Genomic DNA, 25,172 nt, shown 5'->3' with positions numbered 1-25,172 from the left:
GATGTTGTCAGGATGGCGATTTCAGATTGAAGGACGGACCGAACGATGACAGCCCAATCCGAAACCGACGACATCCGGTTGATCGAAGCTGGCTCGGTGCCGACCAGGTTTGCCAGAGGCTGGCACTGCCTGGGTCTCATCCGTGATTTCGCTGACGGAAAACCGCACCAGATCAACGCTTTCGGACAGAAGCTGGTGGTGTTCAGCGGCGAGGACGGCGCCATCAGCGTCCTGGACGGATACTGCCGGCACATGGGTGGCGACCTGTCCCAGGGCACGGTCAAGGGAAACGAGATCGCGTGCCCCTTCCACGATTGGCGCTGGGGTGGGGACGGCCGATGCAAGCTGGTTCCGTACGCCAAGCGCACACCGCGGCTGGCCCGCACCGCAGCTTGGCCCACATTGCAGCAAGACGGCATGCTGTTCGTGTGGAATGACCCCGAGAACAAAGAGCCACCACAGGATGTGACCATCCCTCGCATCGAGGGCGCCACCAGCGATGGTTGGACCGACTGGCACTGGTACACCACGGTGGTGCACACCAACTGCCGCGAGATCATCGACAACGTGGTCGACATGGCGCATTTCTTCTACATCCATGGCTCGCTGCCCACCCACTTCAAGAACATCTTCGAAGGTCACGTCGCGACCCAATACATGAAAAGCGCGGGACGGCCTGATCTTGGCGATCCCGAGGAGGGCGTGACGATTTTGGGGACGACATCCCTGGCCGCCTACCACGGACCGTCATTCATGATCGATGAGCTGACCTACCACTACGAGGGTTTCGATCAGCACACTGTGTTGATCAACTGCCACTATCCGATCGACGAGAACTCCTTCGCGCTGCAATACGGCATCGTCGTGGAGAAGAACCCTTCCATGCCCGACGAGCTCGCCGTCGAAACAGCCATCGCACTGGGCGATTTCGTCAAGATGGGCTTCGAGCAGGACGTGGAGATCTGGCGCAGCAAGACTCGCATCGACAATCCACTTCTCGTCGAAGAAGACGGGCCGGTGTACCAGTTGCGCCGTTGGTACGAGCAGTTCTATGTCGACGTCGCCGATGTCACGCGGGACATGGTTGACCGGTTCGAATTCGAGCTGGACACGACGCGGCCCCGGGAAGCGTGGATGAGAGAGGTCGAGGCGAATCTTGCTGCCCGGGCCGCGGCGTCCAGTCCTATCGGGTGATGGCGGCACCGCACGACAACCGGCTCGACGACATGTCGATGGTGCCGGTGGATTGCCTGCGGTGCGGAGCTGCCGTACTGGTCCGCAAGAGCAGCTGGAGTCAGACCAGCGTGCAGTGGACCGGTACCGCTCTCGGCCGTTGTGAAGAGCGCTGCACGGTACAACAATTGGCGGCGTATGGAGATCGCAGCCTGTTCCTGGCGTGCTCGGCGCTCAGCGGAGCGATCGATGATGCCGTACGCGCGGGGACACTTCCGGTCGTCGACGGCAGCTCCTCAGACTGATGAAATGGGCTGCGCCGTTAGTCACGGCGCAGCCCAACGGTTTCTAGCTGGACACCGTCACGTCCATGAGAGGGATCCGCTCCATCGCGGTGGCCCGTGGATCAGGCGCAGCCGCCGCGGCCGCGTGGTTCTCTTCGCCACGGGTGTAGGTCCACACGCAGAACGGCTCGCCTTGGGCGAATTTGAAGTCCTTGGGTGGCAGGTTGATGGCCAGCTTGCAGCCAGGAAAGAACGGCGCCGAGATGCGTTGCTCGAACGTGCAATTCATCCAGGCGCGCGCTGGCGGGTACAGGCCCTCGTCGGTGTACTTCTGCAGCACCTCGCAACGGCGCATGTTCAACACGACGTGGTCCGGGTTGTAGACGATGTATTCGCCGCCGTAGCCCAGGGTGCCATCGATGCTCAACACCGCCAGTTTCAGGAAGTCCACCACATGCACCGGCTCGATCTTGAGGACCTTCGCCAGTTTCGGGTACTGGTAGTCGATGATGAGCTGGTACATGTCGGGCAGCCCCAGCCATACCTCTTCTTCGGGAATGATCTTCGTCCATTGGTCGATGAGGTAGTTGTGCCCCTTGAGGTACTGGTCCCAGTAGGTCTTGATCAGGCGGATCAGAGCCGGCTTCGTGAGATCCTCGGTCTGTACGTCGAACGGAATCGCTTGGTATTGCGCGTCTTTCCAGTCCCAACCGGGAGGAGCGATGAAGCGTCCCATGGGCATGACCTGGCGCATGCCGGCCCGGGAGACCTGGGCGGTCACATCCATCGCGGCATTGATGCCGACCTTCTCCGAATAGATCTTCACGTGCGCATACGGCATGAAGTTCAGAACATCCTCGAACACGCGTGCCAGGCCGACCAGAAAGTCTCGGGAGAAGTCCTGGATGTTGCCGACCTTGCCCATGAAGTCGTGGGTGTAGTCGTCGTAATTCAATTCCTTGGTCTCCGTGGTGTTTTCTTCAGATTCGGGGGTCATGTTTCCTCCTCGGTGGGCTGTGCTGCGTGAACATCAATAGGCGCGGGACGGATGGTGGCCGACTGATTCGCGGTCGTCGACGCTGCGGCCTCCCGCTGTCAGATTCGGTAGATGTGGCAGAATCTGACACATGTGACTGTAGTATTCGAGAGACGTGGATCACTGCAGGTTTTCCCTGTCATCGGGATGCCAATCATGTTGTCGACGAGGGAAATACGATGAAGCGCCAAGCGCTGGAGAGGGGCACACGTGCGGGCTGAGCGCAGGCCGGCGACATTGATCGAGCGCCGCGCCGAAGAGCTCCGGCTGGATATCGCCATCGCGGCGCGCGACATCTTCCTCGCGGATGGATCGACGTCAGCGACAGTCGAGCGCATTTGTCAGGCCGTCGGTATCGCCCCGCGGACCTTTCATCGGCATTTTCCGGTCAAAGAAGACGTCGTCATGCCGCTGTTCCGTCAGTTCGGCACGCTCAGCGTCGAGGTCTTGGCGGCCGCTCCGCGAGACGGCGATGTCGTCGACATCCTCGTGGAGGCATTCAGCACCGAGGTGCCCAAACGCGGACAGGTCGAGTTCGATCGCACATTCCTGGCGCTGGTGGTCAGTGCACCCCAGTATCGGTTGCGTTGGTTGGACTGGGGGCAAGAACTGGTGGGGCCGATCACCGAGTTTCTCGATGCGCGGGTCGGGCTGAGCACTGATCCATCGACGCGAGAGTTACCGGCGCAGTTGATCATTCAGGCGTGTCGTCATGCATATGTGCAGTGGGTCGAACACGGCGACTTCGGCCGCCTGCGTTCGGTGCTACGGGCCGGAATGAGCATGATTGTCGGGGCCTTGCCGGGCGCCGAAGCGGGAAACTGATTGGCGCCAGTCCGGTTGGGCCCGGCTGGCACACCGGTCCTGCACAGTTTCCCGTGCAGAACCGGCGTGCGTTCGTGGTGTCGTGCCCGACGGATGGTCGGGGGACTACGCGTGCGCGCCGCCGTCGACCCGGATTTCCGTGCCGGTGATGAATGCGCCGTCATCGGAGGCAACCATGGCGATCACCGCAGCGACGGCACTCGGATCGCCGAGGATCGGGTTGTCGCGGCCGTGCAGTAGCGGCGTCTGCTTGGCCCACAACCCGAGGTCGTAGCCTTCGGGCATCTTCTCGAGTGTGGTGTTGGCCAACGCGGTAGAGACACCGCCTGGCTGGATGTTCACCGCGCGCAGGCCCTGCTTCGAGTACTCCAGAGCCAGTGAGTGGGTGAAGCTCAGGACCGCGCCTTTACTGGCGGCGTAGGCCGCCATGTAGGGGTGGGCGAACGTCGCCGCGGTGGAGGTGAAGTTCACCACCACGCCTCTGCCCGACTCCAGCAGCGCTGGGAGTGCCTGACGTGTCATCAGGAAGGTACCGGTGAGGTTGACTGCGAGCGTGCGGTTCCAGTCCGCCAACGTGGTCTCGTGGGTGTGCGAACAGGTCTGTATCGCCGCGACGTTGACGAGTACATCGAGGCCACCCAACTCGGCCACCGCACCGTCGACGGCGGCGATGACTGCATCCTCGTCCGAGATGTCGAGTGTCGCGGTGGTCAGGCGCTTGGCCGTGCCGGCGTTTTCCGCGGCGTCGGCAGTGGTCGCCAGTCCGTCGGCGGCGATGTCGTAGGCAACCACGGTGGCGCCCTCATCGAGCAGTCGTGCGGTGGTGGCCGCGCCGATGCCGGACCCGGCCCCCGTCACGATGACGCGACGGTCGGTGAAACGATCCATTTTCCAGTGCCTTTCGCGGTCTATGCGAGTTGGAACGCGCTGACAGGCGCGTCTTCCGGGTATGTCGTCGGGGCACCCAAGTCGTAGGCCGCGTTGAGTGCGCCGATGAACGCGGCGTCGTGGAGGGGCTCGCTGGGGACGTCGAGCTTGATGCCCTTGTCTTTGAGGTCGTCGACCATCATGCCGATGGCGCGTTCGATCGTGATGTCGTCGGAGCCATCCATGTTCTTCTTCAGTTCGTCGTAGTCCGAGAACACTTCGGCGGACCAGTGCACCAGGAACCTCAGCTCGTCGGTGTGGTGACTCCCGATGACATCGTCACCGTTCTTGAGCAACCATCGATCCCGGTCGGCCGGGTCGCCGGTGAACACGGTGTCGAAGGACAGTCCGGCGGGAACCTGTTGTGCCAGGGGTCCGTTGGCTTCGCCGCGATGCATCATCATCTCGTTCTGCACGACCACGCCCCGGTTGTTGATCGGCGGCAGTACCCGCCCGGGCGCCTTGAGCGGCCCGTCGGGCCAGTAGGTGAATCCTGATTGTTCATCGAGGGAGAACCAGGTGATGACCTGGGCCATCTTGATCAGGTAATCGGTGAACAGCCCCGATTTGCCCATCACGCTGCACAGCCAGGTGGGTGCGTTCTCGTAGCGCACACCACGGAAGCTCGGGGAGTCCAGATGGCCGGGATCGCGGTTGGCGCATGGGCCGTTGATGTTGAACAGCATTATCTGTGGCTTCGCGTACTGCGCGTTCCAGTAGCTCTTGGCGTTCTCGAGGAAGGCGCTGTTGTAGAAGCAGTCGTGCAGCTCGGGGTACAGGACGGCTCCGTAATTGGCGAGATAGCCGCGGAACGTCGGAGTGAGAAACAGATCCAGTGACGGGGTGAACCCCTCCGGGAACGAACCGCTCATGGTCGCCATCAGCTCGTCCGCGGAGGCGAAGTGCTGCGCGATGATCAGCTTCCACGGGCCCTGGTCGTGCACAATGTCGAGCAGTCGCCGCCGCTGGTCGGGGGTGTAGACATCGGTGATCTCGCGCGGTGGCGCGGCGGGACGGAGGACGTCGGACAGCTCGCGTCGACGCTCATCGGTCAGCATGGTGTTCTCCTTCGGTGGTGAGTGTGTCGACTGTCGACGTTGGGGCAGAAGCGCTTTGGATGAGGGATCCGTTGGTGGATCGGCCAGTGGGGCAGGGGTGGGCGAACTTTGCGCGCAGCAGCGCACCGACCTCGGCCATGGCCAGCCGGCCGCGGGCGGTCGCGTCTGATCGCATCAAGAACCCGTGGTACATCCCGGGATAACGAGTGAGCGTGGTCTGCACGCCGGCCTCACGTAATCGGTTGGCGTAGCGCTCACCCCAGTCCCGGATGGGGTCGCACTCGCCGGTGACCACGATTGCCTGCGGCAGGCGGCGCAGATCGGTTGCGTAGGCCGGGACCTGATAGTGCGAATGCGGCCAGTCGCCACTGCGGTCGACCAACTCGTGCATGTAGATGATGTCGTCGTGGCGCAGCATGGGTGCGTCGGGCATCGCGGTGATCGATGGTGCGCCCATGTCGCGATCCAGGCCGGGGTAGAGCAGGACCTGGACGGCTATCTGTGGCCCGGCGTGATCGCGCGCCGCCAAAGCCACTGCGGCAGCCAGTGATCCACCGGCACTGTCGCCGGCCACTCCCAACCGTCCGGCGTCGATGTCGAGTTCGGATGCGCTGGCGGCGATCCATTCCGTTGCCGCGTAGGCGTCGTCGAACTGAGCGGGTGGTGGTGACTCCGGCGCCAGGCGGTATTCGACGGCTGCGACGGCGGCTCCGCTGGCGTGGGCCAGCGCTCTGGCCAATGGCTCGAACGAGTGGTTGGAGCCCATGACGAGTCCGCCGCCGTGGAAGTAGACCAGGACGGGGAGTCGTTCATCCGTGCTGGGCCGGTACAGGCGGACCGCCAGCGGGCCGGCCGGGCCTGGTGCGGTGAGGTTCTCTGTGCCGGCCATGGCCGGCATGTCCGGCAGCGGCGCGGATTCGATACCGGCGCGGACGGCTTGCAGGCCGCGGGTCCGCATCGGTGCGATGTCTCCGAAAGATGCGACCCGGACGGCGGCATCGTGATCGAGTTGTGGTGTGGGCATCTCAGTTGTGGGTGGGGTCGAACCGGCGATGTTCGCGCAGTTGCGGCGCCTGCTGGGTGGTCAGTACGCGGGCACGTTCGGACATCGCCGCGCCGACGTAGTCCGGTTGGGTGATGAGATAGAAGCGTCCTTCGGCGGCCTGATCAAAGACCACCTGTGCGGCGGCCAGTGGGTCCATTGCGTCAGCCTTGATATCGAGCATGGCCGCGCGTTGCCCCTCTGCGGCATCGGTGTTCCCGGTGTCGACTCCGCCCGCGGATTCGAAGATGTTGGAGACGACGGCTCCCGGCAGGACGGCCTGGACGTGAATGTGGTGAGCATGGCCTGCGGACTGCACCTCGAGATTCAGACATTCGGTCAGCGCCAGGACGGCATGCTTGCTCATGATGTAGGGCGCCTGCAGGGGAACCACGGCGACCCCGCCGATCGAAGACAGATTCCACACCCACGCGGGCGCATCGGTGGACATCATTCGCGGCAGGAACGCGCGAATGCCATAGAATACGCCGTTGACGTTGACGTCGACGATCCGCTGCCAGTTGGCCAATGGGGTATCCCACAGGTAGCCGAACTGTTCGACCCCGGCATTGTTGACCAGCAGCCGCACGGCACCGAATTCGTCAAAGACCTTGTCTGCCAGCCGCTGTACCGCCTCGGCATCACGAACGTCGCAGACGGCGTCGACTGCGTTTCCCCCGGCCGCGCAGATCTCGTCACGCAGAGCAGCAATGGCGGTGGCGTCGACGTCAGCCAACACCACCGTCATGCCGAGCTGACTGGCGTGCCGCGCCAGGCCGGCGCCGATGCCGGCACCGGCGCCGGTGATGACGGCCACGCCACCGCCGAAGATCGCCCTAGCGGTCACGCGGGTTGCCCATTGGCAGCCGCAGCCTTTGCGGCGTGCTCGGCGAACGGGATCGAGTTCTCGGCGTCCAGCACCACGGTCATCGAGGTGAACACCAACACATCGCCCGCACGCCGAATCCCGACGTCGACGACGCCGCTCGACACCCCGAACGGGACGTTGTTGGTGATCTGGTTGACGTACAGATAGAACCGCACCGTCGTGATCGCACCCTCGGTTCCGGTCCGGAAGACGTTGGTCGCGTGGTGGCGGCACGGGTACGGGTTCTCGTTGCGGTGCTCGGTGAGCCAGGCGAGAGTCTCTGCGCCACCGTGCAATTCAGCTGCCAGCAGATGCTCGAATGGGCAGTTTCCGGAATCCGAACGGCTCAGATACTCCATCTCGTCGCCGATCCGAGCCGCCACCTCGGCGAAGTTTCCCTGGTCGTAGTGAAACCAGAATTCGGCGATGAATTCTTGGGCCTCAGGCAAGCTGATCGAGTTGCTCATACAGGTCAGTCAACTCGTCGGAGTTGTTCGTCACAGCGCCCGTGACCGGTCACCGGAATAATCCCGAAAGCTACCCCGTGCCAGTGATCAACGCCCACATGCCGGTGCGGCCTGCTTCAGCCGCCGCGGCGGAGACCTTCCGGTCCCAAAAATGCACAGAACCGTTTTCTGAACGCCACGCCAGGGCCGCGCGGGTCCATTCGTGCAGGCGGTGTTCGCGTGTCGTCCCGATCGCACCATGCACCTGGTGGGCATTGCGGGTCACGACCGACGCCGCATGCCCGGCGCAGGATCGTGCGACTGCGATCTGGAAGTCGAGACGGTCTGCCCGCCATCCTGTTTCGAGTGCGGCGATCAGTGCCGCTTCGGTAGCCGAGCGGGCGACCGCTGCCTCGGCGGCGGCATCTGCGACCAGATTCTGGATCGCCTGAAACTTGGCGAGTGGGCGACCGAACTGGATCCGCGACATCACGTGGTCAACCGATGCCGCGATCGCGCAATCCAGTGCGGCACAAACCTGAATGGCTCGAACCAGAGCGGCTTTACGCTTCAATTGGCCAACCAGAACGGGCGCCACCGCGCACCCGGACCAGCTGGACGCATCGACGCCGACGGTGTCACGTGGTTCGCCGATCAAGTTGCGTCCCGGGGCGATGGTGATTTCTGCGGCGTCGACGTCGGCGACACGGTAGCCGTCGCCAGTCCGCCAGACGGTGACGATCCGGTCGGCCGAGCCGGCCCAGGGCGTCGGCGCCCGAGGTGCACCGGGTTGCGGCACCACGTGGATCGTGCGGAGCGCGTCGTCGACTTCGTGGCCGACGGCTTCCAGCAGCCAGCACGCCAAGAGATCATGCTCAGCCAACGGCAGCCGTACCCCGTGCCGTACTGCGGCGGTGAGTAATTCAGTCGATTCGCGCCAGCTCGCTCCGCTGCCGCCGGATTGTTCCGATCCGGTCAGCCGCACCAGCCCGAGCTGATCGAGCCGGTGCCACAACGCGCGGTCACAGTCGATTCGTGCCTCCGCCGGCCCGGAATCGTGCGACGACCGATAGCCGGCGAAGACGGCGTCCATCATGTCGATCAGATCGCGATCGACTGTCGGCGTGCTTGTCATCGGTCCGGTTGCCTTCATCGCAGCCCCAATCCCCGCGCGATGACGCCGCGCAGTACCTCGTTGGTTCCGCCGCGCAGGGTGAATCCCGGGCGTTGGTCGACCGCATGGGAGACCAGATCGGCCCACGGCGACTCGACCGTGCTCTCATCACCGGTGTGCAGGTCGGCGTAGTCGGCAATGTCGCCCTCGACTGTGGTGCCGAGGACCTTGACCACGGCCGCGGATACATCGGCGGCCTCGCCGCGTTGTAGCGCATCTGCCACTGCCGTCGATGTGTGATGCAGCCCAGCGATACGTGCCACCAGCCGGCCCATCTCGACATCGCACGAAACATCTTGTGGAGCAGCCTGTTCGAGAGCAACGCCCAGGAGTGGAAACGTCGAGAGGAACCGTTCAGGGCCACTTCTCTCGAAGCTCAACTCGGAGGTCACCTGGCTCCAACCCTGCCCGATTTCTCCGAAGACCCGGGAGTCGGGCACGAACACCTCATCGAGAATCACCTCATTGAAGTGATGCCCACCGTTCATCGAGATGATGGGCCGAACGTCTACGCCTTCGGCGGCGAAGTCGACGATGAACTGACTGAGCCCCGCGTGCCGATGCGCGGAGTCCACCGGTGCGGTGCGGGCCAAGACGATGAACGCATGGGCGCGGTGCGCTCCCGAGGTCCATACCTTGGTCCCGGTGATCGACCAGCCTCCGTCGACACGGTCCGCTCGGGTGCGAACGCTGGCGAGATCGGATCCTGAGTCGGGCTCGCTCATTCCGATGCCGAAGAAACACTCACCGCGGACGATGCGAGGCAGGAACTCGTGCTTCTGCTCGTCGGTGCCGTACTTGAGAAGCGACGGCACAATCTGGCGGTCGGCGATCCAATGGGCGGCCACCGGTGCACCGGCGGCCAGCAGTTCCTCCGTGACGACGAAGCGGTCGTGAAACGAACGGCCGTGCCCGCCATAGCGTTCGGGGACCGTCATACCCAACCAGCCTTGTCGTGCCAGCGAACGGGTGAAGGTCTCGTCCCAGCCGCACAACCAGGCATCGACCGACGGCGTGAAGGCGCCCACAGCCAAATGCTCGGCCAGGAACGCCCGGACCTGGCCGCGCAACGCGTCAGCAGCCGGGTTCGAGCTGCTCGCCGGCGGCACCAGTCGTCTCAGGGTTGGCGTCATGAGCTCCTCCACTTGGCGATGCGCTGTTCGTGCTCGCTGTCGTGGTGGGCCAGCGGCTGCATGGCTGCGGCCATACTGAGGGTCGATTCCAACGAACCGGAAATTGATTCCTGCAGTAGCCGTTTCGCCATGCGTAGCGCATGCGGGGGATTGGCAGCGATTCGCTCAGCCAGGACATGCGCGTCTGCAAGCAGATCGTCATGAGCCACGACACGGCTGACCAGACCCCACTCCAACGCGGTGGGAGCGTCGATGCACTCGCCGGTGAAGGTGAGCTCGGCAGCGCGGGAATACCCGATGGCGCGCGGCAGGAACCACGTTCCCCCGTCACCGGGGATCAAACCAAGTTGTACGAAACTCTCTGCGAACGAAGCTCGTTCGGAGGCGATGCGGATGTCGCACATCATCGCCAGGTCGCAGCCGGCGCCAATGGCTGCACCGTTGACCGCGGCAATGATGGGAACTTCGAGACGGCTCATCGCACGCGGGATGCGTTGAATGCCATCGATGTACGCGCGACGCTGGTCGATGGGATCGAGACCGAACATGCCACGCCGGTCGGCCATCTCCTTGACGTTGCCGCCGGCGGAAAATATCTTGCCGCTGCCCGTGAGGACAATTGCCCGAACTGCGTTGTCGCGGTTGGCTGCATCGATATTCGCTTCGAACTCCGCGACCACATCCGGGCCGGATATCGCGTTACCCGCCTCCGGAAGGTTGATCGTCCAGAGCTGGACCGAGCCGCTGGTGCTGACGTCGACAGGCGCTTTCACGGCCGCTCGCTGAGCTGAAGGGACTTCGTTTGCAGGTACTCCTCGAAACCGAATCGCCCGAGTTCACGGCCGATTCCCGACTTCTTGTAGCCACCGAATGGCGCTGCGGGGTTGTAGGAGCCGCCGTTGATGTCGACCTGTCCGGTCTCAATCTGACGGGCGAACGCGATCGCCGTGTCGTCGTCAGCGGCCCACACCGCCCCCGACAGGCCGTAGGGGGTGCCATTGGCGATGCGCAGCGCATCGTTTGCGTCGGTGTAGGGGATTACTGCCAACACGGGTCCGAAAACTTCTTCCTGTCCGAGTTCAGATTCCGGGTCCACGTCAGCGAATACCGTTGGTGGGAGGAAGAACCCAACGTCGCGCACCCGCTCGGAGCCGCCGGTCAGCAGGCGTGCTCCATCACGCTGCGCGCGGTCGATGAATCCACGCACTGTCTCGAACTGGGACCGCGAGGCGGACGGGCCGATCCGGGTGCCGGGGTCCCACGGGTCGCCGACGGTATAGCGGCTCACGGCCGATTCGATCAGTTCGAGCGCCTCGCCGTAGCTCGCCTGCGGCACAAGCATTCTCGTCCATGCCATGCAGGTCTGGCCGCCGTTGAGGAACGCATTGCCGACGCCGACTTTGACCGCGGTGGCCAGGTCGGCGCCGTCGAGGATGACGTTGGCCGATTTTCCGCCGAGCTCGAGGGCCACCTTCTTGACTGACTGGCCCGCCAGCTCGCCGACACGGGATCCCACACCTGTTGACCCGGTGAAGGACACGAAGTCGACATCCGGGTGACTCGCGAGGCGCTCACCGATCACCCGTCCAGGGCCGGAGACGAGGTTGATCACCCCGGGCGGCAGGCCCGCTTCCTCGCAGGCTTCGATGAACGCGAACACCGACAGCGGTGCCTCGTTGCTCGGTTTGAGCACGACGGTGCAGCCCGCGGCGATCGCCGGAAGCACCTTGGCGACCACCTGGTACAGCGGATAGTTCCACGGGGTGATGGCGCCGACAACTCCGTAGGGCTCGCGCAGCACCAGCGAATTGCCCACGCGCTCTTCGAAATCGAACGTGTCCAGGACGCCGGCAAAACCGTTGGCAACAGCGAGCGGTACCTGCGTTTGCACCGTTTGCGCGATTCGCACCGGGGCGCCCATCTCTGCGGTGATGAGGTTGGCGATATCGGGCAGGCGCTTCTCCATCGCATCGATCACCCGGCGTAGTCGCTGCCGCCGCTCTTGGACAGTGATCGCAGGGTCGAAGGCACGGCGTGCTGCGCCAACGGCTGCGTCGACGTCGGCTTCATCCCCGTTGGGGACGTGGCCGATCACCGCTTCGGTGGCCGGGTCGATTACGTCGATGACGCCTTTGCCGGAGGGGGCTGCCCAGTGGCCGTCGATGAACAGTTCGGAATGTTGATGGGTGTGCATATTCGTCCTCTGCGAACTACGGGGTGATGCTGGCACGGATGTCGCGCTTACCGTCGGCCGCGGCGAATGCGTCATTGATGGCGTCGAGCGAGTAGGTCGCCGCTGCGAGCCGGTCGAAGGGCAACTGGTGTTGATGGCGGTCCAGGAAGGTCAGGGCGCGAGACAGCACCGCCGGGTCGTACAGCGAGACGCCGACCATGGTCTTGTTCGTGAAGACGAATCGTGAGGGGTCGAATTCGAAGGTTCGGCCGACGTTGATGTTGCCGATTTCGACGTAGCGGCCGAACTGTCCGAGCATCTGTAGACCTTCCTCGATTGCCGAGGGGTGCCCGACCACTTCGACGACGACATCGGCACCGTGCCCGTCGGTCAGCGCGCGGACCGCTTTGGCCCGGTCCTTGGGCGTGGGCACCTCGTTCATATCCAGCACCGTGTCTGCGCCGAATGCGGTGGCCAACTCCAGTCGCTCGGGTATCCCGTCGACCGCGACCACGTTGGCTGCACCGCGGGCTTTGGCGACCGCGATGGCGTAAAGGCCGAGGGCTCCGGCCCCTTGCACCACGACGTGTTCGCCGAGTTGCAGGTCGGCCCGTTCGAGCCCGTACATCACCTGGGATAGTGCACAGTTGGCCCCGGCGGCGATGTCGTCGGCGACGCTGTCTGGGACGGTGTAGACAACTGCGCCGGCCGGCAACAGGTAGTAATCGCCATACCCGCCAACAAAATAGGGTGGCTGGTCGGCGCGGCCCAGCATGGCCATCTTCAGCTTGAGGCACGCGCTTCGTCGCCCAGCCAGACAATTGCGGCAGCTGTGGCAGCCGTAGAAGTACGGGAAGACCACCCGGGTGCCGGCTTGCAGCGGTTTGCCGTTGGAATCGGCTGCGATACCGTCGCCCAGCGCCTCGACCGCACCGACCATTTCGTGACCGAGCACGGTCGGCAACTGCCCACCCAGTCCGCGGGTGGCGAATGTGCCATGCCAGGCATGCACGTCCGACCCGCAGATGTTGGCGCGGGTCACTCGGATCAGGATTTCGCCCGGTCCGATCTCTGGCAGAGTGACGGTTTCGATCTGAAATGGCTTGCCGGGCTCATCGAATCGCGCGATGCGACCTTTGTACATGTGTTGTTTTCCTTCAGTTTTGCGCGAATTCGGGGCTGAATTCTTCACGCAGTCGGCGTTTGAGCAATTTGCCGCTGGGGTTCTTCGGGAGGGAATCGACGAAGAAAACCCGTTTGGGGGTCTTGAAGCCGGCGAGATGACCACGGCAGTGGCTGAGAACTTCGTCTTCGGTCAGCGTCATCCCGGTGCGGGGGACCACGGCGGCGACGACAGCTTCGACCCACAGTGGGTGCGCCAACCCGAAGACGGCGGCTTCCTCGATGCCGTTGTGCAGGTAGAGGATTTCTTCCACTTCGCGACTGGCGACGTTCTCCCCGCCGGTCTTGATCATGTCCTTCTTGCGGTCCACCACGTGCAAGAGACCGTGCTTGTCGTAGAAGCCGAGATCACCGGAATGGAACCAACCGCCGGCGAACGCCTCCGCGGTCTTGTCCGCGTCGTCGAGGTAGCCCAGCATCAAATGTGCACTGCGGTGGGCGATCTCGCCGACGGTTCCGGGCGATACGGGAGTGTTGGTCTCATCGAGGATGGTGGTTTCGACATTGACCACCGGCCGGCCCGCTGATCCGGCGTGGGTGTCCTGTTCCTCCGGTCCGAGCGCCGAGGCCAGAGGCGCCATCTCGGTCTGACCGTAGAAGTTCCACAAGCGCAGACCCGGCAACCGGCGGCGCAACTCGTGCAGGATTTCGGTGGGCATCGGTGATGCGCCGTAGTACCCCTTGCGCAGGCTGGACAGGTCGACCTCGTCGAAGACGCGGCTGCGCAGCAGACTGATCCAAACAGTCGGCGGCGCAAAGTAACTGGTTGCGTGGTGGCGCTCGATGGCGCGGAGTACCAGTTCGGGTTCGGGGCGCGGCAGGACGATGCTCGCCGCGCCGAGGTAGATTGCGGTGGCCAGGAAGTTGTCCAGCTGTGCACAGTGGTACAGCGGCAGGGAATGGACGACGACGTCGTCGCCAGACATCGAGCCTGCGACGATGGTGCTGATGTACTGCCACATCAGGCTGCGGCTGCTGTGCATGACCCCCTTGGGTCGTGACTCGGTGCCACTCGTGTACATCACCCGGACCAGCTGTTCGTCGCCGAGAATATGGTCCGGTGCAATGCTCGCGGTGGCGAGCCAATCGGCGAAATCTAGCCAGCCAGGGGGACATTGCTGCCCGGGTGGAACCAGCGCTGCGGTGGAGCGCACGGCGGTGCCGAGGCGCAGCGCGTCCTCCGCCACCGGCGCCAGGTCCGCTTCGGCGATGAGCCCGGCAGCATTGCTGTGCGTCAAGATGTAGGCGATCTCTTCGGCGGTGAGCATGAAATTGATCGGGACCAGAACCACGCCGGCACGGGCCGAGGCGAATGCCAGTACCGCGTACTGCCAGCAGTTCCGTGACAACAACGCAAGCCGGTCTCCGGCCCGAAGGTCGTTGTCGCACAACGCTGCAGCGGCGCGGTCGACCAGGTGGTCGAACTCGGCGAAACTCAGCGTCACCTCGCCGTCGACGATCGCTGTCTTGTTCGGCTGTCTGCGCGCCGATCGGCGTGGAATGTCGGCGAGGCTGTGGCTGCGGGCCCGGGCGATGACGGTGTCCAGGTCATCAGAATCCATGCGGTGAAACGTATGTAGTGCACCGGTTTGCCCGCAGGATCGTATCCCGCTCAGAGGTCAAAGCAGCGGCGGCGTCGGGACGATCCCTTCGATACTCGATTGCATGACCGCCGCGACCGAATCGTCCTCACCTGTAGCCAGCGCTCCTGACCCTGACGCCCTCCGTGCACACCTGATGCAGGCAGATCCCGGTGTCCTGGTCGCTGTGCTGGCACAGATGACCGGCGATGCATCGGTCATCGATCGGTACGCTCCCAAGATCGATCACGTGCCGGACCCGCCGGAGCGGGCGGGGACCACCGACCCCGGGACCATGCACGCGCTGGTCGGCGAGATCGTCGATGCGCTTGTCCTCTTCCGACCCGAGGATGCGGGCGGCGCAGATCGCGACTTGTTCGCGAGGTTGCTACCGCTCGCCGTGGGCGGTCAGGTGGACGACGAATTCGTCGACTTGCTCATCGAGCAGGGTGGGTTCCGCCCGTCCCAGCCCACGCTGGCGCGCACGACGCCCATTCCATCGACCACCTCGGTGGCGATCATCGGGGCAGGCTTGGCGGGCATCGCGGTGGCATTGGCCGTTGCCGAGGAAGGCGTTCACTTTCAAATCTTCGAACGCAACGCGGAAGTAGGCGGCACATGGCTGACCACGACCTACCCCGGCATCGGTGTGGATACGCCGTCGGCCTACTATTCGCTGTCGCGCGAGGTGAACCCCGAGTGGTCGAGCTACTACCCACAGGGCGCCGAGTACCAGGCATACCTCGTAGCCCTCGCAGACAAACACCAACTGCGCAGCCATATTCGGTTCGGCACCGAGGTCGAGGCGTTGATCTGGGATGAACAGCGTCAGCAGTGGAAGATCTGTGCACGAAGCGGTGACGGAACCACGACGATCGACTACGCGAGCATCGTGGTGACGGCCGCAGGCTACCTGAACCGTCCGCGCTTTCCAGATGTTGAAGGCCGGGAAACGTTTGGTGGCATCAGCATTCACTCGGCTCGGTGGGACCCCACGCTGGACCTGACGGGCAAGAAAGTGGCGATCATCGGTGCCGGCTGCACCGCGGTGCAGATCGTCGACGCCTGCGTGGACGAAGTCGAACACCTCACCGTGTTCCAACGGCAGCCGCACTGGGTCGCTCCACGCAAGCGACTTTCCGACGACGTGCCCGAACATCGTCGCTACCTGGGACGGGTGCTGCCGTTCTACGCAATGTGGAATCGGGTCAAGTCGTACTGGGGTACGGCCGACAATAACTACCCGATCATCCTGCAGGATCCAGAATGGTCGAAGACCCATCTGTCCATCTCGCCGGCCAACGATGTGCTGTTGCAGCTGTGCCTGGACTACATCAATCGGATGTTCGGCGCAGGGACAGAATTGGCGCGCAAAGTAACTCCAGACTTCGCCCCGTACGGTAAGCGCATCATCCGCGACCCCGGCGGCTACTACGCCGCACTGACCCGTGATCACGTCGACGTCGAGGCCAGTGAACCGGCAGCAGTGAACGCCAACGGCATCGTCACCCAAGACGGACGCCAAATCGACCTCGATGTCATCATCTACGCCACCGGCTATCATCTGGACTTCCTGTCCACGGTGGATATCCGTGGCCGCGGTGGCAAGACATTGGCTGCCGAATGGGGCGAGAGCCCACGGGCCTACCGCGGCGGAACCGTCCCGGGTTTCCCGAACTTGTTCATCACGTCGGCTCCGAACTACAGCCCGGGACATGGTGCGGGAGCAAACTTTTCGATGGAGGTGCTGGCGCACTACATCGTCGAGTGCCTGCAACTGATGGCCCTGCGCGGTGCGGCGACCATGGAAGTCACGCAGCGTGCTTATGACGAGTACGTCGATGGAATCGATGAGGCGATGCGCGGCACCGTGTGGTGCCACACGCCCAACGCCCACACCTACTACCGCTCCGGGTCAGGTCGCGTCGTGGTGGCCACGCCATTGCGGCTGATCGACTTGTGGCGGCAGCACCGGGCACCCATCGAGGAAGACTTCATCCTGCAATGACAGAGCTTTTGGCAGGCAAGACCGCACTGGTCACGGGCAGCAGTCGGGGGATCGGGCGGGCCATCGCACAGCGGCTGGCGGCCGAAGGCGCCACTGTCGCGGTGACTGCACGTGGCCACACCCCGTCAACCTCGCAGCGGGCCGGGGTGAGCGAGGTGATTCCGGGGAGCATTCAGGAAACCGTGGCACTCATCGAAGGTTCTGGTGGGTCGGCTTTCGGGGTTCCGGCAGACTTGGAGGATGCCGATGCCCGCGAGGGTCTTGTCGAGTCGGTCCTGCAGCGCACTGGGCGCATTGACATCTTGGTCAACAATGCCGGTTTCGCCGACTACTCAGTGGTTGACGAGATGTCGCTGGAAACCTTCGACCGCACCGTCGATCATTATCTGCGCATACCTTTCGCACTGACGAAGGCCGTTGTGCCGCACATGAGAATTCAGGGTGGGGGTTGGATCGTCAACATCGGTTCGGTAACCGGAATGGCTCCGGCGCGGCCGTATCGGGACTACAACAAGACCGCGGGCGATGTCATCTACGCATCGTGCAAGGCTGCGCTGCATCGCTTCACCCAGGGCGTGGCAGCTGAGTTGCTCGATGCGAACATCGCGGTCAACTGTGTAGGTCCGTCAACGGCGGTGCGGACTCCAGGTGCAGCCGCGCTCATCCCTGAGTCCTTTCCGACCGAGCCGGTCGAATATCTGGCGGAGACCGTGTTGGCGATGTGCCATGCGCCGGTCCAGGAGCGCACGGGTCTCGTTGCATTCAGCCTGCACTATCCGTGGTCCCAGCGTCTGACGGTGCATTCCCTTGACGGCCGTACGGTCCTGGCGCCATTGGAACCGCCGGTAACGGCGAACCCGAACATCCTGCCCGCCGGCATCTAGGGCGACTGGGCTAGCCGAGCACCGGTGTGGTCAGTTCACAGAAGCTGTGGCACAACCGATCTCGGACGATCACGTCGGTGGTTTCGGGATCGAACCAGCGATCGACGACCGCCCAGTGAATGGGGTGCATCAGGTAGGGGCCCATGAGTCCGTCGACGTCGGTGAATTCCTGCTCGAAAACGTGCGTCCACGCACTTGACCCGATTGCGGTATCGACCCGGCTGAGCTGCCACGCAGCAATGGTGTCGATGTGGGTGGGCATCGAAGCCAACTCACGTTCGAAAGCGGCGACGGTCGCCGAGTCCACGGCGGGGTCGACACGCAGCAGCAGAGCGCGATACACGGTGCCATCAGCCCTACGGGTGGGAGTTCCGCGGTAGGTCGCGCCGTTGACCTGGGTGATCGCGGCATCGGCCAGCGCGGCGTCGAAAGCGCTTTGCTTCCAGGCAGTCTGGTTCGAGAAACGCAGGTGGACCAGAATATCCCCGCCGTTGCGGGAGCCCGGCAGGGTCGGTTCCACCACGTAGGCCAACGCTCCGCTGCCGCGGGCTGCATCACGTAGGTTCCCAAGTACCCGGGCGTGGTCGGATTCGGCGACGTCGATCAACCGCGTCACGCCGACGGTCGTGCCGGTGCTGGAAGGTCCCTCTGGTCTCAGCGCCGCGGCAATACCTGCAGGAGCGACGTTCTCAGGCGACGCTGCGACACTACGGTTGCGTTCGACGATCAGGCCGGCGACGGTGTCCCACCACCGAGCCAGTGATACATCGCCTCGGCCCTGCCATGTCATCTGCCACCACGCCTGTGGGCTGGGCAGGGACCAGGTGATGGTGACGACGTTGGTTCGGTCGTCGAACCAGATCGGTGGACTGACGAGGACGTCCCACATCGTCATGCCCCGTTCGATGGCGCCGGGGGCGTAGCCGGCCAGATAGGCGTCGATGAACTTCTGGGCGCACCCGGGCGCGGTGACCACCCGGTCGATGACGAACACTTCGTCCATGGGTAGAGGCTAGGCGCAGAGGGCGTTGCGCGGTCCGCCTCTTCCCGGTTACCGGGAATCGATCTTTGCTCCCCGGTGATGGGCGGCAATGGTGATCCCATGGGCGACAACCCCTTTGAACCCGCGCAGCTCGGACCGGTGGTGCTGCGGAATCGAATCATCAAAGCGGCGACCTCGGAGGGGCGCTCGCCCGACGGCGCGGTCACGGACGAACTGATCGCCTTTCACCGTGCATTCGCCGACGGAGGGGTGGGGATGACCACCGTCGCCTACTGCTGCGTTTCGCCGCAAGCTGCTAGTGCCCCGGGACAGATCGTCATGAGTGCGGCAAACCTGCCCGGCCTGCGTCGGCTGACAGACGCAGTTCACGAAGCAGGCGCAGCGATCTCGGCGCAACTTGGCCATGCCGGAGTTGTGGCGCCGAAAAAGCTCACCGGTGTGACCGCCATGGCACCGAGTAGATTCATCAACCCCACGTCGTTCGCGTACTGCCGTGCCATCAGCGTCCAGGAAATTCAAACGGTGATAAAACAATTCGGGACAGCGGCCCGTATCGCGGTGGATGCCGGCTTCGACGCGGTGGAACTGCACTTTGGCCACCTGTACCTGCCCAGCTCATTCCTGAGTCCGCTCATCAACCGCCGCACAGATGGGTACGGTGGGTCGATCGACAACCGGTCTCGACTGGTTCGTGAGATCGCTCAACACGTCCGGACAGTTGTCGGCGGCCAGATCGCGGTGATCGCCAAGCTGGACATGGACGACGGTTTACCCGGCAGCATCTGGATCGACGAAGCACTGCGCACGGCACAACTCCTCGATGCCGACGCCACGCTTGACGCCATCGAGCTGACCCAAGGTTCCTCGGTCTACAAACCGATGTATCTGTTCCGTGGCGATGTGCCGGCCAGAGAGTTTTCGAAAGTGATGCCCGCCACGCTGCGCCCCGCCATCCGACTGTTCGGCAAGCAAGCGATGGGCGTGTACCCCTACCGGGACTTGTACATGCTCGACGCCGCTCGGCAATTCGTCCCGCTGATGAAGAACACCAAACTCGTTCTGTTGGGCGGCATTACCAACCGTGAACACATCGAGACCGGCATGCGGGAAGGGTTCGATTTCTTCGCCATGGGGCGGGCGCTGCTTCGTGAACCCGACCGGGTGAATACCATGATCACGGAGCCGGATTCACGCAGTCGTTGCACCCACAACAACAAGTGCATGGTGACCGTGTTCGGGCGCACCCATTGCGTCCTCGACCCCGACCAACGCTACGGAGTCGCCCAGCGGCTCACTGACGACCGGCGGTGAACTGCCTGCAGCGACCGTGAACCACCTTGGTGCGGGCCGAATTCCATGTTGCGCCAGATGCGGGACGCGGTGATCCGCACCGGCGCGGCCAGCCGCTGATCCAGCGTGATTCGGTCGATCGGCCCGCACACGGATACCGCCGCGAGCGGCTGACCGGGCAGGCCGATGGCTGCCGCCACGCAGCCGATCCCCAGTAGTGATTCCTCGCGGTCGAACGCCACGCCACGTTCGCGAGTCTTCGCCAGTTCGACCGCCAATTGCTGGGCGCCGGTAATGGAGAAACGAGTTTGGCGCCTGCTGAAATCGACTTCCGTGCAGTCGCTTTCGGCAAGGATGGCCTTTCCCAACGCAGTACAGTGCGCCGGTACGCGATTGCCGACCGAGGTGTGGACGAGATCAGTCAGGTGATCGCCGATTCTCTCGAGACAGATGACATCGGAGCCGTCGAGGACAGCCAGATGTACTACCAAGCCCGTGGCCCGCTGCAGACTGCGCAGGAGGGGCAGCGCGGCCTGGTGAATGCGGCCCTGATGCAGGGCCAACGACCCCAGCTCGACCAAGCGGGTCCCGAGTTCGTAGTCGAAACCTTCCCGCCGGAGCCAGCGCAGGTGCACAAGTCGCTCGAGCATGCGGTGCACAGATGAACGCGGAAGACCGGTGCGGTGCACGATCTGCACCATCGTCAGCGGTGTCTTGCCGTCGAAGGCATCCAGCACCAGGGACATCCGGTCAATGGCGGCGATCGGCGTTTCGCCGCGATTCACGACGGTCGTTGTCATGAGGCGCTCCCAGAGGTCGATAGTCAAAAAAGGACTATAACTATTTTTACCATACAGTGTGCGCGCTGTCACACACTGTGGTTTGAGTTCGAAGGATGCCCGCTCAGCGGATATTCGTCCCATCCCGGGACCGGTGCCCCGTAACTTCTTGCTGGTAAAGGGATCACAACCACGTCCGCCGGCGCTGCCGGTGGCGTCTGATCCGGCAGCCGCGTTGGCAAGGGCAGGTATGAAATCAACGATCTCGGCCATGGCGTTGGTCGCCGCCGCGTGGACGGTGATGCCGCTGGCGCACGCGGATATCCCCCACGGGAACTTCGAAGTCAGGATCTCCGGCCGGCATGACTTTCACACCTGGCTATGGGCGCTGTCGAGTTGTCAGAGCAACTGCGTTCACGTCCAGGCGATCCCACAACCGGTGGCGAGGGCCTTTCCCTACCAGGGCGACGCGCATCTTCACGACGGACGGCTGACGCTCACCGTTGATGTGCCGGATGGATTGCGTTGCGACGATGTCTATTACGGCCCGGTGATACCGACCCGGGATACCTATTCGTGGGATGTGACCATCATGTCCGGCACACTGTCATCATCGTTCGCCACCGGCTGCGACGGAGCGCCCGCGGGCACATTGACCTATCCGTTCGACCTCGTGCAGATGTAGTTCGGAAGCTGCTACTCGCGGGCTGCGGCGCGGCCGGCGCGGCGACCGTAGAAGCTGCCGTCGCCGAGAGACACCCCGCTGGCATAGCCCCATGCGGCGAGGCCCGCGGTGCAGCGTCCGGCCGCGAAGAGGCCCGGAATGGGTTCGCCGCTGACATGGAGTACCTCGGCGTCGAGCGTGGTGTGCAGGCCGCCGAGCGTGAATCCGCCGGTGCTGTCGCGAAGGTCGATGGCGCCCACCGGGGACTTGATCGGCTTGAGCCACTGCGCCTTCTTGTGCAAGAGCGGATCTTCGCCGCGGGCCGCCCCCTCGTTATAGGCATCGACGGTGGCCTGCAAGGAGTTCGGCGGTAGCCCGATCTCGGCCTCCAGATCGGCGACGGTGTCGGCGACCCATGTGGGCGGCCGCATCATCAGCTGTGGCGTCACCGAAGCCATCGCCTCCTCTTGGGCGTCGCCGTCGATGATCAGATAAGCGGTGTTGTTCTGGTGGTACAGCGTCAGCTGGCCGGCCCGGCCGGGATAGGTGTCCTCGGCGACATAACGCTGACCCCGTTCGTTCACCAGAATGCCCCGCACCAACTGCTGGGGGTCGATGAACAGGGCGACCTCGGTGGCGTCCATATGGGCCAGGTCGGCGCCGACAGCCTGCGCCATCCGGATGGCCTGTCCGTCGTGCTGCTCGATCGAGGCAGCCGGCCGTCCGGCGATGCGGGGCGCGTACTGGGCGACCATGGCGTCGTTGTAGGCGAAACTGCCGGTGGCCAGGACCACTCCACGGCGCGCCCGGATGTCCATCGTCGTGCCGTAACGCCGGGTCCGGATGCCGACCACGCGGCCGTCGGACTCGGTGATCAGCGACTGCACCCGGACGTCGTACAGCGAACGGGCACCGGCCCCGGTCGCGGTGTCGACGAGGCCTTTCATCAGCATGAAGCCCGCGCTGGATTCGCCCTGCTTCTTGTTCTGCATCTGGGGTACATGGCCGCGCGGAGCCGGCGCGGCGATGGTGTTGAACGGGTACGAGTCCTCCCCGCCGCTGTACATCAGCCCCTGATCGCCCATCGGTTCCCAGCCGGGCTCTCCGAAGAACTCGGCTTTGAACGGCACGCCGCAGCTCACGAGCCAGTCGAAGTGCGCGACGCTTCCCTCGCAGTAATCGGCGATGCGCTGCGAATCTGCTCCCGGGCCCATGGCGACGTCGAGGAACGCGGCCATGTTGTCGACCGAATCCTCGAAGCCGCAGGCCTTTTGGAGCGCAGTGCCGCCACCGAGGTAGATGAAACCACCGGCCATAGCGGCGGCTCCGCCCCACGACCCGGTGCGTTCGAGCACCAGTACTTCGGCTCCGGCGTGTGTCGCCTCCACGGCAGCGGCGGCGCCGGCAACGCCATAGCCGGCGATGACTACGTCGGCCTCGTCGGCCCACTCGGTGATCGTGCCGGCCGGGATCGGTTGGATGTCTTCGGTGAGTGTCACGGTTGCATAGCCTTCGGTAGATCGGTTACCCACTGGTGGCCCCAGTAGCTGTCGGCGGTGATTTCTTCTGCCGTGTAATAGGTTTCGTCGACCCTCATGCCCTCGGTGCCGAACTCGATATCCCAGTCGCCGGGAGCGCGCACGTAGAAGGACACCATCTTGTCGTTGGTGTGGCGACCCAGTGTCGACGAAAGCTGGAACCCTTCGGCATGGACGCGGTCGAGGGCCTGACCCACCGCATCGAGCGTGTTGACCTCGACCATGAGATGAATGAGGCCGGGATCGCGCAGGTTCTGCGCCGGGCAGATCGCGAGACTGTGGTGACGCTCGTTGACGCCCATGAACCGCACCCGGACGGGCCCGAATTCCGGTGGCACCGGGACACGGAAAGCCCCGCGGGACTTGAATCCCAGGACTTCGGTGTAGAACTCGAACAGGCCGTTGACGTCAAGCCCGGGGAGCACCACGTGTCCCAGACCCTGCGAGCCGGTGACAAACTTCGCGCCGAACGGCGTGACCACGGGGGAGTGGTCCAGGACGGCGCCATGGAACACCTCGAGTGCGGTACCGGCGGGATCCTCGAAAGCGATGACCTCTTCAACCCGGCGATTGTCGGCTTCTTCAAGCGAGAGCTGCTTGAACGGCACGCCGGCGGCCTCGAGAGCACTTTTGACCTGCTCGAGGTCGGCGCGGTCGCGCACCTCCCAACCGATGGTCATGATCTTGTCGGACTCGCCGGGCACGACGACGATGCGCGCGGCACGCTCGTCCATCCGGAGGTACAGCGCAGACTCGTCGGGTCCGCCGCCGGTCGCGAAGCCGAGGACGCTGAAGGCGAAGTGCCGCCAGCGTTCGATGTCTGAGGCGGCGACGGTGACGTAGCCGAGGCTCTTGATCAATCCCACGGGTGTTCTCCTGTCAGATCATCGCCCGCAGCGGGCCCTGCGGATCCACGCCGAGCGAACTCAGAGCCGACGCGTGGTAGACCGTGCCCGGTACGTGGATGGCGTGCGCCTGGCCGACGTGCACATCCCGCCAATACCGTTGCAGCGGCTTGTCCATTCGCGCGGCGTTGCCCCCGCATCGCGCGAATACTTCATCGACCGCCGAGACGGCGCGCCATACGGCTCGCACCTGGGTGCGCCGGCCGGCCGCGCGATCTTCGAACGACACTTCCGTGCCGGCTTCGACCATGTCGAAGATGCGGTCGGCGTTGGCCAGCAGCTCTTGCCGTGCCGCGTTGATGTCGGCGGCGGCCTCACCGATGGCATACATGACGTAGGGGTCATCTTTGATCGAGACTCCACTGGAGTTGACGCGCTCGCGTTGGTAATCGAGTGCGGCGGCCAGGGCGCCCTCGGTGATGCCGATGACGGCCGACGAGATACCGAGCGGGAACATGGTCGACCACGGCATCAGGTACAGCGTTTCGGTCATGCCGGCCTCGCGTTGGGCGGTGCCGTCCATGACCTTCATCGCGTCCATGGTGCGGTAGGTGGGGACGAAGGCGTCCTTGACGATGACGTCCTTGGAGCCGGTGCCACGCAGCCCCACCACGTTCCACGAATCCTCGACGATCTCGTAGTCGCTGCGGGGCAGGATCATGTGCAGCATCTGCGGCGGCATAAGTGGCTTGCCCTCGGCGTCACCGATCATCGCGCCCAGGAAGATCCACTCGCAATGGTCGGTACCCGAACTGAACTGCCAGCGGCCGTTGAAGATATACCCACCGTCGACCGGCGTGGCGACGCCCTGTGGCGCATAAGGGGAGGCGACCCAGGTGTCGACATCGTCGGCCCAGATTTCGGACGCGACTCGTGGGTCTGCGTAAGCGAGCTGATACGGATGGACGCCGACGACGCCGTTGATCCAGCCCGCGGACGGATCGAGTGCGGCGGTGGCCATCACGGTTTCGGCGAATTCACGCGGGTGGACTTGCAGTCCGCCGTGGGCCTTCGGCTGCAACATTCGAATGTTGCCCGCCGACTTCATCAACTTGACCGTCTCGTCGGTGAGCTGCCCGGCCCGTTCTGCCTCGGGGCCCTGGGCCCGCAGTTGGTCGGCGATCTCGCGCACCCGGTCGATTACCCGGTCGGTCATCTTGTGGTCCTATCGTTTCAATGGCTGCCACTGATGGTCCATCG

The 25,172-nt window shown here is 64.0% G+C and carries 24 protein-coding genes; 7 read left to right on the top strand and 17 right to left on the bottom strand.

The window, feature by feature from the left end; genetic code table 11:
• The first annotated feature begins 45 nt into the window (after window positions 1-45).
• Window positions 46-1,194: a 3-ketosteroid-9-alpha-monooxygenase, oxygenase component gene (locus tag H289_RS0120910; protein WP_020102775.1), complete on the top strand. Its 1,149-nt coding sequence runs from the start codon at window positions 46-48 to the stop codon at window positions 1,192-1,194.
• Entirely contained in the window at window positions 1,194-1,478 is a 285-nt protein-coding gene (locus H289_RS0120905) for a hypothetical protein (protein WP_020102774.1), read from the top strand. Before H289_RS0120910 ends, H289_RS0120905 begins: the two co-directional genes overlap by 1 nt.
• 43 nt (window positions 1,479-1,521) lie before the next feature.
• Here the strand turns inward: H289_RS0120905 and H289_RS0120900 are convergent, their stop codons facing one another.
• Window positions 1,522-2,454, bottom strand: a complete 933-nt coding sequence (locus H289_RS0120900) for a hypothetical protein (protein ID WP_020102773.1) — start codon at window positions 2,452-2,454, stop codon at window positions 1,522-1,524.
• A 249-nt stretch (window positions 2,455-2,703) separates the two neighbouring features.
• Between H289_RS0120900 and H289_RS0120895 the strand changes: the two genes are divergently transcribed.
• Window positions 2,704-3,318, top strand: coding sequence for a TetR/AcrR family transcriptional regulator (locus H289_RS0120895; protein ID WP_064984873.1), 615 nt, complete (start codon window positions 2,704-2,706; stop codon window positions 3,316-3,318).
• 105 nt (window positions 3,319-3,423) lie between these two features.
• Here H289_RS0120895 and H289_RS0120890 read toward each other — a convergent pair whose 3' ends face one another.
• The 11 genes from H289_RS0120890 to H289_RS0120840 all read right to left on the bottom strand — a co-directional run bounded on the left by H289_RS0120890 (window position 3,424) and on the right by H289_RS0120840 (window position 14,883).
• Complete coding sequence (locus tag H289_RS0120890) at window positions 3,424-4,206, bottom strand: SDR family NAD(P)-dependent oxidoreductase (RefSeq protein ID WP_020102771.1); 783 nt, start codon at window positions 4,204-4,206, stop codon at window positions 3,424-3,426.
• A gap of 20 nt (window positions 4,207-4,226) precedes the next feature.
• On the bottom strand, window positions 4,227-5,303 hold the full coding sequence (locus tag H289_RS0120885; protein WP_020102770.1) for a hypothetical protein: 1,077 nt from the start codon (window positions 5,301-5,303) through the stop codon (window positions 4,227-4,229).
• A complete protein-coding gene (locus H289_RS30930; RefSeq protein WP_020102769.1) occupies window positions 5,290-6,327 on the bottom strand; it encodes an alpha/beta hydrolase in 1,038 nt (345 codons plus the stop codon). The genes H289_RS0120885 and H289_RS30930 overlap by 14 nt, the downstream gene beginning before the upstream one ends.
• A 1-nt stretch (window position 6,328) precedes the next feature.
• A complete protein-coding gene (locus H289_RS0120875) occupies window positions 6,329-7,192 on the bottom strand; it encodes an SDR family oxidoreductase (RefSeq protein ID WP_029105520.1) in 864 nt (287 codons plus the stop codon).
• Window positions 7,189-7,680 carry a hypothetical protein gene (locus H289_RS0120870; RefSeq protein ID WP_020102767.1) on the bottom strand — a complete coding sequence of 164 codons (492 nt, stop codon included), beginning with the start codon at window positions 7,678-7,680 and terminating at the stop codon, window positions 7,189-7,191. The genes H289_RS0120875 and H289_RS0120870 overlap by 4 nt, the downstream gene beginning before the upstream one ends.
• A gap of 70 nt (window positions 7,681-7,750) precedes the next feature.
• Window positions 7,751-8,794 (bottom strand): acyl-CoA dehydrogenase family protein, encoded by a 1,044-nt coding sequence (locus H289_RS0120865; RefSeq protein ID WP_029105519.1) that lies wholly within the window; start codon window positions 8,792-8,794, stop codon window positions 7,751-7,753.
• 14 nt (window positions 8,795-8,808) lie between these two features.
• Entirely contained in the window at window positions 8,809-9,966 is a 1,158-nt protein-coding gene (locus H289_RS0120860) for an acyl-CoA dehydrogenase family protein (protein WP_029105518.1), read from the bottom strand.
• On the bottom strand, window positions 9,963-10,739 hold the full coding sequence (locus tag H289_RS0120855) for a crotonase/enoyl-CoA hydratase family protein (RefSeq protein ID WP_020102764.1): 777 nt from the start codon (window positions 10,737-10,739) through the stop codon (window positions 9,963-9,965). Before H289_RS0120855 ends, H289_RS0120860 begins: the two co-directional genes overlap by 4 nt.
• Window positions 10,736-12,160 (bottom strand): aldehyde dehydrogenase family protein, encoded by a 1,425-nt coding sequence (locus H289_RS0120850; RefSeq protein ID WP_020102763.1) that lies wholly within the window; start codon window positions 12,158-12,160, stop codon window positions 10,736-10,738. Before H289_RS0120850 ends, H289_RS0120855 begins: the two co-directional genes overlap by 4 nt.
• A gap of 16 nt (window positions 12,161-12,176) precedes the next feature.
• Window positions 12,177-13,283, bottom strand: coding sequence for a zinc-binding dehydrogenase (locus H289_RS0120845; protein ID WP_020102762.1), 1,107 nt, complete (start codon window positions 13,281-13,283; stop codon window positions 12,177-12,179).
• 13 nt (window positions 13,284-13,296) lie between these two features.
• Window positions 13,297-14,883 (bottom strand): fatty acyl-CoA synthetase, encoded by a 1,587-nt coding sequence (locus tag H289_RS0120840; RefSeq protein ID WP_020102761.1) that lies wholly within the window; start codon window positions 14,881-14,883, stop codon window positions 13,297-13,299.
• A 103-nt stretch (window positions 14,884-14,986) separates the two neighbouring features.
• Here H289_RS0120840 and H289_RS0120835 point away from each other — a divergent pair, with 103 nt between their 5' ends.
• Together H289_RS0120835 and H289_RS30925 are read left to right on the top strand one after the other, a co-directional pair.
• Window positions 14,987-16,909, top strand: coding sequence for a flavin-containing monooxygenase (locus tag H289_RS0120835; protein ID WP_029105517.1), 1,923 nt, complete (start codon window positions 14,987-14,989; stop codon window positions 16,907-16,909).
• Window positions 16,906-17,793 carry an SDR family NAD(P)-dependent oxidoreductase gene (locus H289_RS30925; protein ID WP_020102759.1) on the top strand — a complete coding sequence of 296 codons (888 nt, stop codon included), beginning with the start codon at window positions 16,906-16,908 and terminating at the stop codon, window positions 17,791-17,793. Before H289_RS0120835 ends, H289_RS30925 begins: the two co-directional genes overlap by 4 nt.
• A 10-nt stretch (window positions 17,794-17,803) precedes the next feature.
• On the opposite strand, the gene H289_RS34035 is transcribed toward H289_RS30925, so the two are convergent.
• Window positions 17,804-18,409: a Dabb family protein gene (locus H289_RS34035; RefSeq protein WP_029105516.1), complete on the bottom strand. Its 606-nt coding sequence runs from the start codon at window positions 18,407-18,409 to the stop codon at window positions 17,804-17,806.
• Between the two features lie 486 nt (window positions 18,410-18,895).
• Between H289_RS34035 and H289_RS0120820 the strand changes: the two genes are divergently transcribed.
• Window positions 18,896-20,107, top strand: a complete 1,212-nt coding sequence (locus H289_RS0120820) for an NADH:flavin oxidoreductase (RefSeq protein WP_029105515.1) — start codon at window positions 18,896-18,898, stop codon at window positions 20,105-20,107.
• Here H289_RS0120820 and H289_RS0120815 read toward each other — a convergent pair.
• Entirely contained in the window at window positions 20,068-20,886 is an 819-nt protein-coding gene (locus H289_RS0120815) for an IclR family transcriptional regulator (protein WP_020102756.1), read from the bottom strand. The genes H289_RS0120820 and H289_RS0120815 overlap by 40 nt on opposite strands.
• A gap of 250 nt (window positions 20,887-21,136) precedes the next feature.
• Between H289_RS0120815 and H289_RS0120810 the strand changes: the two genes are divergently transcribed.
• On the top strand, window positions 21,137-21,550 hold the full coding sequence (locus tag H289_RS0120810; RefSeq protein WP_155944193.1) for a hypothetical protein: 414 nt from the start codon (window positions 21,137-21,139) through the stop codon (window positions 21,548-21,550).
• A gap of 11 nt (window positions 21,551-21,561) precedes the next feature.
• Here the strand turns inward: H289_RS0120810 and H289_RS0120805 are convergent, their stop codons facing one another.
• From H289_RS0120805 to H289_RS0120795, 3 genes are read right to left on the bottom strand one after another with little or no spacing between them, the layout of a single operon-like run.
• On the bottom strand, window positions 21,562-23,028 hold the full coding sequence (locus tag H289_RS0120805) for an FAD-dependent oxidoreductase (protein ID WP_020102754.1): 1,467 nt from the start codon (window positions 23,026-23,028) through the stop codon (window positions 21,562-21,564).
• Window positions 23,025-23,933 (bottom strand): biphenyl-2,3-diol 1,2-dioxygenase, encoded by a 909-nt coding sequence (gene bphC, locus H289_RS0120800; protein ID WP_020102753.1) that lies wholly within the window; start codon window positions 23,931-23,933, stop codon window positions 23,025-23,027. Before bphC ends, H289_RS0120805 begins: the two co-directional genes overlap by 4 nt.
• 13 nt (window positions 23,934-23,946) lie before the next feature.
• The gene (locus H289_RS0120795; RefSeq protein WP_020102752.1) at window positions 23,947-25,128 is read right to left on the bottom strand and encodes an acyl-CoA dehydrogenase family protein; all 1,182 of its coding nucleotides are present in this window, start codon (window positions 25,126-25,128) and stop codon (window positions 23,947-23,949) included.
• Window positions 25,129-25,172: the final 44 nt, after the last annotated feature.

The sequence above is a fragment of the Mycobacterium sp. 360MFTsu5.1 genome (genome assembly GCF_000383495.1).
Taxonomy (GTDB): Bacteria; Actinomycetota; Actinomycetes; order Mycobacteriales; family Mycobacteriaceae; genus Mycobacterium; species Mycobacterium mucogenicum_B.
Note: the sequence above shows the minus strand (reverse complement) of the source record. Positions and strands in the feature narration are given on the sequence as shown.